This is a genomic window from Pseudomonas sp. B611 (assembly GCF_055407965.1).
Map to the genome: position 1 here is coordinate 1 of NZ_JBUZST010000007.1, position 13,409 is coordinate 13,409.

Here is a 13,409-nt window from a genome sequence, read left to right on the forward strand (position 1 = left end):
GCAAGCCTGTGCGCCTGCCGACGCCGGTCGTAGAGGAAGCCACGCCTCGGGCCCAGCAGGGTGGCGTTCTGGATCTACGCACCTTCCCCGGAGATGCGCGCATCACTGTGGAACCGTGGTGGTTTATTCTGTTGGACCAACTTGGCTGGCTGGAGTGCAGGGGGATCGAGGATCAGACCGGTGCTCGCTACACCATCAAAGTGGCTGTCGCTAATCCAATTACCTCGGGGGATGTGTCGGACGGATTGAACAAACTGCTCAAACGTACAGAATTGGAAAAACTGCGTACTAACACTCCGTTGGTCGTTGCGTTTAAAGCAACGCCCGATAAAGGTGGCGTCGTGGGCAATGCGATTGATTTTCCGGAGTTAAACCTTACGGTTACCAAACCTTTCTGTGATTTATCGGACTTTACTGATAATGGAGACCTAAACGGTTGGCGGCGGGGGCCTGCGGCGGCGGACCCAAGGGACTTGGTACATTATCGGGAGGCGGACGGTAATGGGTGTTTGTTTAACTTCACCTATTCGGAAAAAAGTAATGGCGCTTTACTGTTTAAAATTATTCACGGCTTTGAGGTAGGTCGCACATATAGTTTCAGCATTACAGTGAAGCGTTTCAACCTGGCAGGTGCTGTTCCGCGTTTTTCGTTGAGCGTAAATAGTGCTCCCGTTACGGCGCAAACTGATTTTCCACATATGGTTTGGACCGAACTGGTTGGAACGTTCACAGCGACCTCAGCGAGCATGCAGCTGAACATCGACTCTCATGTTTACACTGGTGGAGGGAACGATTATCTCCTGGATAAGATTTATGTAAGAGAGGTGTAACGGTAAGGCCTAAACCACAGGGCAAAGTCGAACACTTCTATTTTTCTAAATGGAAGTGTTCGATTGTTGTTCGGGTGAATACTTTTGTCATCCCTATAGAAACCTGTCGGCGTTATTTCGGCCCTAAAATCTTCCCCAACTTCTCCGGCGACGGCGCCCCTTGCTGTTGCTGCAACCCACCCTTGTCATCCAGATAGAAAATCGCCGGCGTCGCCGACAACTCCAGTTCATCCATCAACTTCATGTTCCCATCCAACTTGGCCTCGATATTCGCCGGGATCTTCGCCAGTGCCTGCAGCTTGCTGCCCTTGCCGGCGGCTTCGTGTTCTTCCAGGGCCTTTTGCGGGTCTTTGGCGGCGAACAATGCGGCGGATTTGGCCGCGCTGTCTTCGCGGATGATGCCGACCATGATGTGGCGCAACTGCACCTTGCCGGCCTTGACCCACGGGCGCGCCTGTTCCCAGAACATGTTGCAGTACGGGCAGTTGGGGTCGCTGAACAGGTAGACGATACGTGGCGCGTTGACGTCGCCGTCCTGGATCCAGCTGCTTTTTTCCATCTTGGCCCAGACTTCCTTGGCCATCGGCGCGTACACCAGTTTTTCCAGGGGCGCGCTGCTCAGGTCGTTGCCTTGGGCGTCGTAGAGGTTGCCGGCTAGCACGCTTTTGCCGTCAGCGGTCAGGTACAGGGCCATGCCGCGGTTCTGGTACTGCGCGGCGTAGCCGGTGAGGCCGCTGGGGGCGTCGAACTTGCCGAGGATCTTGGCGCCCTTGGCTTCGATCTGTTTGATCGGCGCTGGCCAGTCTTCGGCCTGGGCCAGGGTGGCTGCAAGAGTCAGCGGCAGCAGGGTCAGCAGGTGGCGGAGGCTTGGCATGTGGGTTTCCTTGCAGGGGCGGTGTCGAAGGGTTCCATGGCGCGGGCCAGGCTGGCTTGGGACAGTTCACCAAGGTGGCTGTTGAGCAGGCGTCCATCGGCGCTGTAGAACAGCGTAGTCGGCAAGGCCATCGAGCCCACGGCCTGGCCGAGGCGGCCGCTGGCGTCGAACAGCACGTTGTCGAGGGTCAGGCCCTGGGTGGCGAGGTAGGTGCTGACGCTTTGCATGCTTTCGGCCTGGTTGACGAACAGGAAGGTCACGTCGGGATGTTGGCGTTGTGCGCGTTCCAGCACGGGCATTTCCCGGCGGCACGGTGGGCACCAGGTGGCCCACAGGTTGATCACCAGCGGGCCGCCCTTGTAATCGGCCAGTTGCACCGTTTCGCCGCTGGCATTGCGCAGGGTGATGTCCGGCAGTTGGGCGCCCTTGTCGTACAGGCTCAGGGACAAACTGGTCAGCCCCCAGAACACCAGACCGGTGACCACCCCTGCACCCAGCGGCGTGCGCAGGGCCGGGCGGCGCCAGCCAAACGCCAGCGCGCCGAGGATCAGGGCAATGACGCCGGGCCAGGCGAGGAAGCCGCCGTCACGCAGGTCCACCATCAGCAGCGGGTCGTGGCTGTAGTCGCTCCAGTACACCAACACAAAGCTGAGCCGCGCCACCAGCATGCCCAGCAGGAACAGGCTGAACAGCACCGATTCCGGGTTCTCACCGCCACGCTTGGCCACGCGCCAACCCACCAGGGTGGCGAGAATCAGCGCGCTGATCAGCAGGAGGTGATTCAGGGCGATGGCGAAGGTGCCGATGGTCAGGGTCAACATCAGAGGGCGTCTCGGGTTTGCGTCCAGCGTTGCAGGAAGGCGGCGGCATCCACTTCGCCGGTGATGCGTTGGGCGCGGCGTTCTTCACCGTCCGGGCCGATCCATACGAAGCTCGGCGGGCCGGGCACTTTGTAGCGGCCCAGCAGTTCGCGGCTGGCGGCGTTGTCGGCGGTGACGTCCAGGCGCAGCAGGCGCACGTCCTTGAGGGCGTCCATCACCTCGGGTTTGCCGAACACCTGTTTTTCCATGATCTTGCAGGACACGCACCAGTCGGCATAGTAGTCCACCAGCACCCACTGACCCTGGGCCTTGGCGCTGTCGAGCTGGCTTTGCAGCACGGCGGGGTCGCTGATGGTCATGAAGGCATCGTGGGCGCTGGGTGCAGCCGCCACCGGCGAGCCGCCATAGACCTTCAGCGGTTGCCACAGGTCATCGCTGCCACCGGCCGCGCCCACCACCAACACTGCGCCCCACAGACCCAGGACCAGGGAGCCGGCGCCAAACACCTTGGCGGCCAGGCCGTATTCGCGGGCCAGCGTCCAGCCGCAGTAGGCCATGACCAGCGCCAATGCGCCCCACAAGCCGAGCCACAGGCTGGCATCGACCACCGGGCGGATCATCAGCACGGCGCTGCCGAGGAACAGGAAGCCGAAGATGCCCTTGACCAGGTTCATCCAACTGCCGGACTTGGGCAGCACACCGTTGCCCAGGGTGACGAGCAACAACAGCGGCACACCGATGCCGATGCCGAGGGTGAACAGCGCGAGGCCACCGAACACCACGTCGCCGGTCTGGCCGATATACAGCAGCAGGCCCGCCAGGGGGGCCGTCATGCAGGGGCCCACCACCAGCGCGGAGAGGGCGCCGAGTATGCCGGCCCCGACCATGCTGCCGCCGCTTTGCTGGCGGCTGAGGTTGTCCAGGCGATCACGCAGGAATGCCGGCAGTTGCAGCTCGAAGAAGCCGAACATGGGCAGCGCCAGCAACACAAACAGCGTCGCGATGGAACCGAGCACCCAGGGTTGCTGCAGCCACGCCTGCAGGTTGGCGCCGAGCAGGGCCGCCACCACGCCCAGTGCGGCATACACCAGGGCCATGCACACCACGTAGCTGCCGGCGAGGGCAAAGCCGCGCCGCGGGCTGGCGCCACTGCCCACCACCAGGCCCGCGAGAATCGGCAACATGGGCAACGAGCAGGGCATAAACGCCAGGCCCAGGCCGAGCGCGAAAATCGCCAGCAAGCTCCAGAACAGGTTCCGTTCACTGAGGAATCGGGCGATTTTCTGGTCGTCGGCCGTACCGCCAGCCACTGCTGGCTTGGCTGCCCCGCCCAGGTCCACGGTCATCGACTGCGGCGGATAACACAGGCCCGCATCGGCGCAACCCTGCCAGCCCAGCTTGACCTGGCCGGTGACGCCGGCAGGAATTTTCACTTCCAGGCCCTGGCGATACACTTGCTGCTCGCCGAAGAATTCATCGCTATGGGCTTCACCCTGGGGCAGCACGGGTTTCTCGGCCAGGCCGTCGAACTTCATGCGCTGCTGGTACAGGTAGTAACCGTCGGCAATCTGCCAATACAGTTGGGTCTCGCCACTTTCCAGGCGCTCGGAGGTAAAGGTGAAAGCCTTGCCCACCGGGAGGAAGTCGGGTTTTGTCTCAAACGGATTGCCCGGCGCGGCCTGGGCGAACCCCGCGAACAACACCAGCAGAAAGATAAACAGATGCCGCATGGTCAAGCCTTAGTTCGATGCAAGTGAGGCACACAATGTGTGGCGTTGATTAACCGATGATTAACCGGGGCTATTCTAGAGGGTAGGGAATCTCTGAGCATGGATCTTTTAGCGGCATAATCTGTACTTAATCGGCTGCACTTTTAATCACGCCATCTTTCATGAAGGGTTCAGCATGCACGTACTGGTCTGCGAAGACGATGATCTGATCGCCAGCGGCATCGTGGCCGGCCTCACCGCCCAGGGTTTTACCGTGGAGCGCGTTGGCACGGCGGCGGCTGCACGGGCCATGCTCAAGGCGGCGACGTTCGACATCATGGTGCTCGATCTTGGCTTGCCGGACGAAGATGGCCTCAAGCTGCTGCAGCAACAGCGCAGCCAGGGCCTGGAAATCCCGGTGCTGATCCTCACCGCACGGGATTCCGTGACCAACCGCGTCGACGGCCTGCAAGCCGGTGCCGACGATTACCTGCTCAAACCCTTCGACCTGCGCGAGCTGGCCGCCCGCCTGCAAACCTTGTTGCGACGCATGGCCGGGCGCAGCGTCAACCTGATCGAGCATGGCCGCTTGGCCTACGACCCGAGCAGCCGCGAGACTTTTCTCGGTGGCGAACCGGTGGACCTGTCCCGTCGCGAGCAGGCGTTGTTGCAAGCCCTGCTGCACAACAAGGGCCGAGTGCTGTCCAGCGAGCAGCTCAAGGACAGCGTCTATGGCTTCAATGATGAACTGGAAAGCAACGCGCTGAACGTGCATATCCACCACCTGCGCCGCAAGTTGGGCAACGGCATCGTCGAGACGGTGCGCGGCCTCGGCTACCGCCTGGGCCCGGCGGACGATGGAGAGGACGCGTCGTGAAAAGCCTGCGCCTGCGCCTGACGTTCAAGCTGGGCGCCGCCTTTGTGTTGATCTGGGCCCTGGCGGCGGCCTGGATGCTCAACGATCTGCGCAACCAGATGATGTTCTCCCTCGACCAGCGCCTGGTGGCTTCGGCGCGCATGGTCGCCGGGCTGATGGAAGAGATGCCGGGCTTGGCCAGTTCCAGTGTGGGCAAGCATTTCGGCGCCAAGCCACTGAATGTGCCGGGCGGCATGGCCTGCCAGGTCAGTTCGTTGCGCGGCGAAGTCCTGGCCCGCAGCCACACGACCCCGGACGAGGGCCTGGAGTCCATGCGCAGCGGCTTTCGCGACCAGGTCATCGACGGCGCGGCGTGGCGCAGTTTCACCTTGTCCCGTGGCGATCTGTTGATCACCACCGCTGACCGTCAGGTGGAGCGCGAGGCGTTGAACCTGTCGATCCTGCTCGCCGCTTCGGTGCCGGTGGGCGTGGCGATGCTCGGTTGCCTGTGCCTGTTGTGGCTGGGTATCGGCCAGAGCCTGGTGCCGCTCAACCGCATGCGTGACGCGCTGATGCGGCGCAGTGCCGACTCCCTGGAACCGTTGCAGATCCACCCGCTGCCCAGCGAACTCAAGCCGCTGCTCGACACCCAGAACCAACTGTTCCAGCGCATTGCCAAAGCCATCGAGCGCGAGCGCCGCCTCACCGGCGACGCGGCCCATGAGCTGCGCAGCCCGCTGACGGCCATCAAGACCCACCTGCAAGTGGCCCGCATGACCGACGGTGCGGCGCGCGACCAGTCCCTGGTCCATGCTGAGGAGGGCGCCGACCGTTTGCACCGTACCCTGGAGCAACTGCTGTTGCTGGCGCGCGTGGAAGGCAGCCTGTCCTTCGACGACGGTTTGCAATCCAGCGCCGAGCAAGTCGCGCGGCTGGCCATCCAGGACGCCAATGCCGGCGACAACGGGCGCATCGACCTGATCCTGGCGGACAACCTCGTCGACACCCCGGTGGAAATGCCGGTGGGCCTGGCGGTCGCGGCGCTGCGCAACTTGCTGGACAACGCCTTGCGCCACACGCCCGCCGATACACGCGTGGAACTAACTGTGTTCACCGACGCCGAGCATGTGGTGTTCCGCGTGCGTGACCATGGCAAGCAGATCTCCAGCGAGGACTTGCAATACCTCACCCAGCGTTTCTGGCGCAATGGCAACAGCGAAGGCTGCGGCCTGGGCCTGGCGATCGTGCAGGCGATCGTGCAGCGCTGCTCTTGCTCGTTGAAATTCGACAGCCAGGCCGATGGCCTGCGGGTTGAGTTGGGCATGCCGCTGCGGCGCTGATCCTTTTCTTTCAAGCGCCAACAAATAGTTACCGCCCACCTGGAATTCAACCCTTCAGGATGGCGGTAATTTTTTTGCGCTTGAACGGGCTGAATGATTCGGCCTGGACTGAAAAGGACAGCTTTTATGTTGGTGATCGATACCAGTTTTCCCTCCAAGGATTTCAATGAACGCAACGGCGACGCCGTGCGCCAACTGATCCTGCATTACACCGCTGCGCCCTTTGGCTCATCCCTGCGCACCCTGACGCGCGATGGCGTCAGCGCGCACTATCTATTGCCCGACCCGGATGAACCCAGCTACCGCGCCGCCGGTTATGAGGAACTGCGCGTATTCCGCCTGGTAGACGAAGACCAGCGCGCCTGGCATGCCGGGGTCAGCCAGTGGGGTGGGCGGGATAACCTCAATAGCTGCGCGATTGGCATCGAAATCGTCAACCTGGCACGGGATGACGGCGGCGTGTTTACCTTTCCTGCGTACGCGGAGGAACAGATCGATGTGTTGATCGCGCTGATGCGCGACATTCTTGGCCGTTACCCGCAGATCGGCCCGAGTGATATCCTCGGGCACTCGGATGTGGCGTATTGGCGCAAAAGTGATCCCGGCCCGCGCCTGCCGTGGCAGCGCTTGCATGAGGCGGGGATCGGCGCCTGGTTCGATGAGGCGACGCGGGCGATGTACCAGCGCCGGTTTTGCCTCGGCTTGCCGCCGGAGGTCGAGGTGGAGCGGGCGTTTCAGCGTTACGGGTACAAACCTGCGCAGAACCGGCGGGCGTTTGAACAGCGCACGCGGGCGTTCCAGATGCACTTTCGGGCGCGGGATTATGGCGGGTTTCTGGATGCGCAGACCTGCGCGATCTTGTATGCCTTGAATGAAAAGTACCGCAGCCTTTGACCGCATACACATATCTTGTGTCTAACTCGGTCCAAATGTGGGAGCGGGCTTGCTCGCGAAAGCGGTGGGTCAGTTACACATGTATTGACTGACACTCTGCATTCGCGAGCAAGCCCGCTCCCACATTTTGTATCTGTGCCTATCTGGCAGATGTCCTCAAGCACTCAGGCTTTTTAGTGACCACCGGCCTAAATCCTCCCTTCGCTGGTGCGTTTCCAGAACAGGAATCAGATGAGGGATCGAGTAATGTCCGTCGCTATCAGCCATATCGAAGACACCCCGCTTCACGAAACGCTCTACCAGTTCGACGAAACCCCGCTGCTGGCCCGCCAGCGCCAGCAGGAGTCCAACGCCCGCAGTTACCCGCGGCGCATCCCCCTGGCGCTCAAACGCGCCAAGGGCATCTACGTGGAAGACGTCGAAGGCCGCAGTTTCATCGACTGCCTGGCCGGCGCCGGCACCCTGGCGCTGGGGCATAACCACCCGGTGGTGATCGCGGCTATCCAGCAGGTGTTGAGCGATGAACTGCCGTTGCACACCCTGGACTTGACCACGCCGGTCAAGGATCAATTTGTGCAGGACCTGTTCGGCCTGCTGCCGGCAGAGCTGGCGCAACAAGCGAAAATCCAGTTCTGCGGGCCCACCGGTACGGATGCGGTGGAAGCCGCATTGAAACTGGTGCGCACGGCCACCGGACGCAGCACGGTGCTGTCGTTCCAGGGCGGCTACCACGGCATGAGCCAGGGCGCCTTGAGCCTGATGGGCAGCCTGGGGCCGAAAAAACCCTTGGGCGCGTTGCTCAGCAACGGCGTGCAGTTTCTGCCGTACCCGTACGACTACCGTTGCCCGTTCGGCCTGGGCGGCGCGGAGGGGGTGCGGGTCAACCTGCATTACCTGGAGAACCTGCTGAACGACCCGGAAGCCGGGGTATTGCTGCCGGCAGCGGTGATTGTCGAAGTGGTGCAGGGTGAGGGCGGCGTGATCCCGGCCGACCTCGACTGGCTGCGCGGCCTGCGCCGTATCACCGCGAGCGCCGGCGTGGCGTTGATCGTCGACGAGATCCAGAGCGGCTTCGGTCGCACCGGCAAGATGTTTGCCTTTGAGCACGCCGGCATCATCCCGGATGTGGTGGTGATGTCCAAGGCCATCGGCGGCAGCCTGCCGCTGGCGGTGGTGGTGTACCGCGACTGGCTCGACACCTGGCTGCCGGGCGCGCATGCCGGGACGTTCCGTGGCAATCAGATGGCCATGGCGGCGGGATCGGCGGTGATGCGTTACCTCAAGGAGCACGACCTGGCCAGCCATGCCGCCGCCATGGGCGGGCGCCTGGGTGAACACCTGCGCATCTTGCAACGCGACTTCCCGCAACTGGGAGATATTCGCGGTCGCGGGCTGATGTTGGGGGTGGAGCTGGTCGATCCGCAGGGCACCGTCGATAGCCAGGGCCATCCGCCGGTGCATCGCCAACTGGCGCCGCTGGTGCAGCGTGAATGCCTCAAGCGCGGCCTGATCCTGGAGCTGGGCGGGCGCCATGGCAGTGTGGTGCGCTTTCTGCCGCCACTGGTGATCACCGCTGCTGAAGTGGACCGGGTGGCCGAGATCTTTGGTCGCGCCTTGGCCGCAGCGGTCGCCAGCCTCTAATTTTTTCGCGGCTCTGTACGTTTCTACAGATATCAGCGCTGCGCGTGGTGCGCAGCCAGCCTTTTAGCGATGGAGAACAGCAATGACCTCAGTATTTGACCGCGACGACATCCTGTTTCAGGTAGTGGTCAACCATGAAGAGCAGTATTCCATCTGGCCCGACTACAAGGCCGTGCCGGAAGGCTGGCGCACCGTGGGCAAGAGCGGCCTGAAGAAAGAGTGCCTGGCCTATATCGAAGAGACTTGGACCGATATGCGCCCGTTGAGCCTGCGTCAGAAGATGGATGGTGCTGCGCTAGCTTAAGCAGCGCAGATCAAATGTGGGGGCGGGCTTGTGTGGGAGCGGGCTTGCTCGCGAATGCGGTGGGTCAGTCAGAGACGAATTGACTGACACTGCGCATTCGCGAGCAAGCCCGCTCCCACATTGGGACGGTGTTGCCTTTTAGGTGTTCTTCTCTTTTTCCGACCCGGCTGTCACCACCTGCACACTCAAACGCGGCGTAGCCAGATCCAACCCCGCCTCATCCAGATGCCGCTTCAGTGACAAGTTGAACGCCCGCGACACTTCCCACTGCTTGATCGGCGCCGTTTTGAACCGTGCGCGCAGGATCGCGCTGCCCGACTCGAAACTCTCCACCCCCTGAATCTCCAGTGGCGACCAGATATTGCGGCGTTGCAGCGGGTCGTTGCGCATCTTCTGGCCGACATCGCGCATCAGCTTGATGGCGTCGTCGATTTCCATGTTGTACGGGATCGCCACCCGGAAGATCGCGTAGCCGAACTCCCGCGAGTAGTTCTTGATGCTCTTGATTTCGCTGAACGGAATGGTGTGCACGATGCCGTCGATATCGCGCAGGCGCACGGTACGGATGGTCAGGCCCTCGACGGTGCCGAGGTGGCCGCCGACGTCCACGTAGTCATCGATGGCCAGGGAGTCTTCGATGATGATGAACAGGCCGGTGATCAAGTCCGCCACCAGTGACTGTGCGCCAAAACCGATGGCCAAACCGATCACACCGGCACCGGCCAGCAGCGGCGTGACGTTCATGCCCATGTTTGCCAGGGCGACGATGGCGGCGATGATAAAGATGGTCACGAACAACACGTTGCGGATCAGCGGCATCATGGTCTGCGCACGCGCATTCGCCAGGCCTTTGCGCGAGCGGGTGAGGGCGTGGTGGATCGCGGTGTCGCTGAGGATCCAGATCAGCCACGCAAACAGCAATGTGCCGGCCAGGCCGAACAGCTTGACGCTGATTTCATGGCCGTCGCCTTCGGTAAAACGAATCAGCGACAGGCCCCACACCCGCAGGCCCAATTCGATAAACACCAGCCACACCACCAGGTGGGCGAGGGTGTAGACAAAACTTTTCAGCCGCTCGGAGTACAACGCATGGCGCTTGTGCCCGCGTTGAGGCTTGAGCGCGTGACGCCGCACCAGGCCGTTGATCACCATGCACAACACCAGCAACACCGTGCACAACAGCGATTGGCGCAACGCGGTGCTGGTGTCGCCGGCGGAGACAAAGGTGGCGAACAGCGAGATACCCACCAGCAGCAAGGCCGGGATGTACCAGAAGGAACCGATGATCTCGATGGTGTCGCTCAGGGCGCGGCGCGTGAGGCGGCGCGACAGCGGCTGGTTGCGGATCAGGTGGGCAATCGGCCGGCGGAAACGCAGGATGAATACGCCGGTGGACAACGCAGCCATCACATTGGCGACGGTGGCCGCCGTGTGGGACAGGTGCTGGCCCAGGGCCTGGACCAGCCGTGGGTCGCTCAAGGCTTCACCGAAGGCGGCAAAGCTGCCGATCCACCACAGCGGGCGGAAGGCCTGGTGGCGCAGGATATACAGGGCGCGATGGCGGTGCGGGCCGTCGAGCACCGAAAACGCAATTACACAGATCGCCGAGAAACAGGTGCCGACCACCAGCGCATAGGCCAGCACCATCGCCAGGGATTTGCCCAGGGACGACGGCAGCACGTAGCTCAGGTACACCGTGATCACCAACGCGATCAGCCACGGCCCCAGTTTGCGCAGGGCGAAGCGCACCATGTCCCAGGTGCGCGGGTGTTGCGGCAGCTCTTCGGGGAGGCCGAAACGTTCGCGCACGCGGTGGCTGAGCCAGATCAGTGCGTAGGCCAGCAGGCTCCACACCGCCAGGATCAAGGCAAAGCCGAAAATGATCGGCAGCCATTCGTTGGCCGGCAGCAACAGGGCGCTGAATTCATCCTTGGCTTGCTCGAATTCATTGGACCAGCGCCCCAGCGGGCTGTCGGCCCCGGAAAACTGCGCTTCCAGATTGGCCAGCGTACCGCCGATCAACCCCAGCACACCTTCTTCGGCGGCGGGTTGGGCTTTTTGTGTGGCGGCGCGCAGTTTTTTCAGGTCGCTCAGCAGTTGGGTGCGCTGCTGGTCGTTCTCCAGGGTCTTGATCACCTCGTCCAGCGACTGCCCCAGCGGCACTTCGGCCTGGGGCTGGGCCTTGTTGTTGCTGCCAAGCAAGCCGGGCAGGCCCACGGCGTGGGCAGGCGCGAGCGGCAGCAAGGTGAGCAGGGCGATCAGCAGGTAGCAGGGCAGGGCAAGCAGGCGGGAGAACACTAGGCGGTCAACCTTGAACACGACGGGTTGACCGAGTGTACGAGGGCAGGGGTCATTCGGCCAGTTTGGCGAGGATTTTGTACACCACGGTGCCGAGGATCAGCAGCATGCCGATCCACATGCCGAACACGCCCAGGGGTTTGTCGCGAAAGTTGAAGCCCACGGCCAGCATGATCATGCCGATCAGGATCGGAATAAGCATGGCGTGGAAGGAGGACATGGAGATCATGGTGCGACGGCCTTGTCGGAGTGGGAATAGTGACAAGTCTAGGTCGGATTTTTGGAAGTGGGAGTGATATGGGTCAGGTTAACGCAGAACCAAATGTGGGAGCGGGCTTGCTCGCGAATGCGGTGTGTCAGTCAGCACTTTTGGTACTGACAGACCGCATTCGCGAGCAAGCCCGCTCCCACACAAGCCCGCTCCCACATTTTTGACCGAGTCAGCCCGAAGTATCAGGGCAAATCGCGACTGGCGTAGAAAGCCCCCAACACCTTCACCAGATGCGCCAGGTCATGGCTACCGCACAGCTCGCGAATGGAGTGCATGGCAAACGTCGGCAAGCCGATATCCACGGTGCGCACGCCCAGGTGGCTGGCGGTGATCGGGCCGATGGTCGAGCCGCAGCCCATGTCGCTGCGCACCACGAAGCTCTGCACCGGCACTTCCTCGGCCATGCACAGGTGGCGGAAGAACCCGGCGGTTTCGCTGTTGGTGGCGTAGCGCTGGTTGCTGTTGACCTTGATCACAGGCCCGGCGTTGAGCTTGGGGCCGTGGTTGGCGTCGTGCTTCTCGGCGTAGTTTGGATGCACGCCGTGGGCGTTGTCCGCCGAAACCAGCAGGGATTTCTGAATGGTGCGTACGAATTCATCCCCTTCCGGCAGCAGGCGGCGCAGGGTCTGTTCCAGCATCGGGCCATCGGCGCCACAGGCTGAGCAGGAGCCGACTTCTTCGTGGTCGTTGCACACCAGCACGCAGGTTTCATCGGTTTCGCTGGTGAGCAAGGCTTGCAGGCCGGCGTAGCACGACAACAGGTTGTCGAGGCGGGCGCCGGCGATGAAGTCGCCATTCAGGCCGATCACGGCTGCGCTTTGCGTGTCGTAGAAGCTCAGCTCGTAGTCGAGCACCACGTCGGCGTTCAGGCCGTGTTCGCGGGCGAGTTGCTCGGTGAGCACTGCGCGGAAGTCCACGCGCTCATCGCCGGCAAATTGCGCGAGGATCGGCGGCAGCTCGGTCTGGGCATTGATCGCCCAACCCTGGTTGGCTTCACGGTTCAGGTGGATGGCCAGGTTGGGGATGATGGCGATGGGCAGCTTGAAGTCGATCAGTTGGCTTTCGACCTTGCCGTCGCGGCGGAAGGTCACGCGGCCGGCCAGGGACAGGTCGCGGTCAAACCACGGTGCCAGCAGCGCGCCGCCGTAGACTTCGACGCCCAACTGCCAGAAACCTTGGCGTTGCAGCTCGGGCTGGGGCTTGACCCGCAGGCACGGGCTGTCGGTGTGGGCGCCGACCAGGCGGATACCGCCCTGCAACGGCGAGTGGCGGCCGAGCTTGAAGGCGATGATCGAAGAGTCGTTGCGGGTCACGTAATAGCGCCCGTTGGCCTCGGTGGCCCAGGTTTCGCGCTCGTCGAGACGCTGGTAACCGGCGGCTTCCAGGCGCTGGGCCAGGGCAGCAGTGGCATGAAAAGGAGTAGGGGAGGCCTTGAGGAAGTCAATCAGGCCTTGATTCAACGCTTCGCGCATAAATAGCTCCAGACAGCAATGCGCGGAGTTTACCGTATTGGTTTCACTCGGTGTCTAGAACTGGCGCAGAACTAAATGTGGGAGCGGGCTTGCTCGCGA

The 13,409-nt window shown here is 62.4% G+C and carries 12 protein-coding genes; 6 read left to right on the top strand and 6 right to left on the bottom strand.

The genetic code is table 11. The features are described from left to right. Positions 1-830 (top strand): carbohydrate binding domain-containing protein (locus ACZRMO_RS16775; protein WP_463973543.1); only part of this gene is annotated, 830 nt, incomplete at its 5' end. 112 nt (positions 831-942) lie between these two features. On the opposite strand, the gene dsbG is transcribed toward ACZRMO_RS16775, so the two are convergent. Genes dsbG through dsbD form a run of 3 tightly spaced genes read right to left on the bottom strand, consistent with a single transcriptional unit; the run spans position 943 to position 4,255 of the window. Then, complete coding sequence (gene dsbG, locus ACZRMO_RS16780; protein WP_463973544.1) at positions 943-1,704, bottom strand: thiol:disulfide interchange protein DsbG; 762 nt, start codon at positions 1,702-1,704, stop codon at positions 943-945. Beyond that, positions 1,680-2,525, bottom strand: coding sequence for a TlpA family protein disulfide reductase (locus tag ACZRMO_RS16785; protein WP_463973545.1), 846 nt, complete (start codon positions 2,523-2,525; stop codon positions 1,680-1,682). The genes dsbG and ACZRMO_RS16785 overlap by 25 nt, the downstream gene beginning before the upstream one ends. After that, complete coding sequence (gene dsbD / locus ACZRMO_RS16790; RefSeq protein WP_463973546.1) at positions 2,525-4,255, bottom strand: protein-disulfide reductase DsbD; 1,731 nt, start codon at positions 4,253-4,255, stop codon at positions 2,525-2,527. The genes ACZRMO_RS16785 and dsbD overlap by 1 nt, the downstream gene beginning before the upstream one ends. Positions 4,256-4,430: 175 nt before the next feature. On the opposite strand from dsbD, the gene ACZRMO_RS16795 reads away from it, so the two are divergent. From ACZRMO_RS16795 to ACZRMO_RS16815, 5 genes are all read left to right on the top strand, one after another. Next, the gene (locus ACZRMO_RS16795; RefSeq protein ID WP_463973547.1) at positions 4,431-5,111 is read left to right on the top strand and encodes a response regulator; all 681 of its coding nucleotides are present in this window, start codon (positions 4,431-4,433) and stop codon (positions 5,109-5,111) included. Further along, a complete protein-coding gene (locus tag ACZRMO_RS16800; protein ID WP_463973548.1) occupies positions 5,108-6,430 on the top strand; it encodes an ATP-binding protein in 1,323 nt (440 codons plus the stop codon). The genes ACZRMO_RS16795 and ACZRMO_RS16800 overlap by 4 nt, the downstream gene beginning before the upstream one ends. A gap of 126 nt (positions 6,431-6,556) precedes the next feature. After that, a complete protein-coding gene (locus ACZRMO_RS16805; RefSeq protein WP_463973549.1) occupies positions 6,557-7,324 on the top strand; it encodes an N-acetylmuramoyl-L-alanine amidase in 768 nt (255 codons plus the stop codon). Positions 7,325-7,570: 246 nt separating this feature from the next. Next, positions 7,571-8,965, top strand: a complete 1,395-nt coding sequence (locus ACZRMO_RS16810) for a diaminobutyrate--2-oxoglutarate transaminase (RefSeq protein ID WP_463973550.1) — start codon at positions 7,571-7,573, stop codon at positions 8,963-8,965. 82 nt (positions 8,966-9,047) lie between these two features. Then, entirely contained in the window at positions 9,048-9,269 is a 222-nt protein-coding gene (locus ACZRMO_RS16815; protein WP_017527671.1) for an MbtH family protein, read from the top strand. A 138-nt stretch (positions 9,270-9,407) separates the two neighbouring features. Here the strand turns inward: ACZRMO_RS16815 and ACZRMO_RS16820 are convergent, their stop codons facing one another. The 3 genes from ACZRMO_RS16820 to ACZRMO_RS16830 form a co-directional block, all read right to left on the bottom strand. Then, on the bottom strand, positions 9,408-11,567 hold the full coding sequence (locus tag ACZRMO_RS16820; RefSeq protein WP_463973724.1) for a mechanosensitive ion channel family protein: 2,160 nt from the start codon (positions 11,565-11,567) through the stop codon (positions 9,408-9,410). Between the two features lie 52 nt (positions 11,568-11,619). Next, positions 11,620-11,796, bottom strand: coding sequence for a hypothetical protein (locus tag ACZRMO_RS16825; protein ID WP_010208820.1), 177 nt, complete (start codon positions 11,794-11,796; stop codon positions 11,620-11,622). Between the two features lie 224 nt (positions 11,797-12,020). Further along, positions 12,021-13,310: a M18 family aminopeptidase gene (locus ACZRMO_RS16830; RefSeq protein WP_017737533.1), complete on the bottom strand. Its 1,290-nt coding sequence runs from the start codon at positions 13,308-13,310 to the stop codon at positions 12,021-12,023. Between the last annotated feature and the right edge of the window lie 99 nt (positions 13,311-13,409).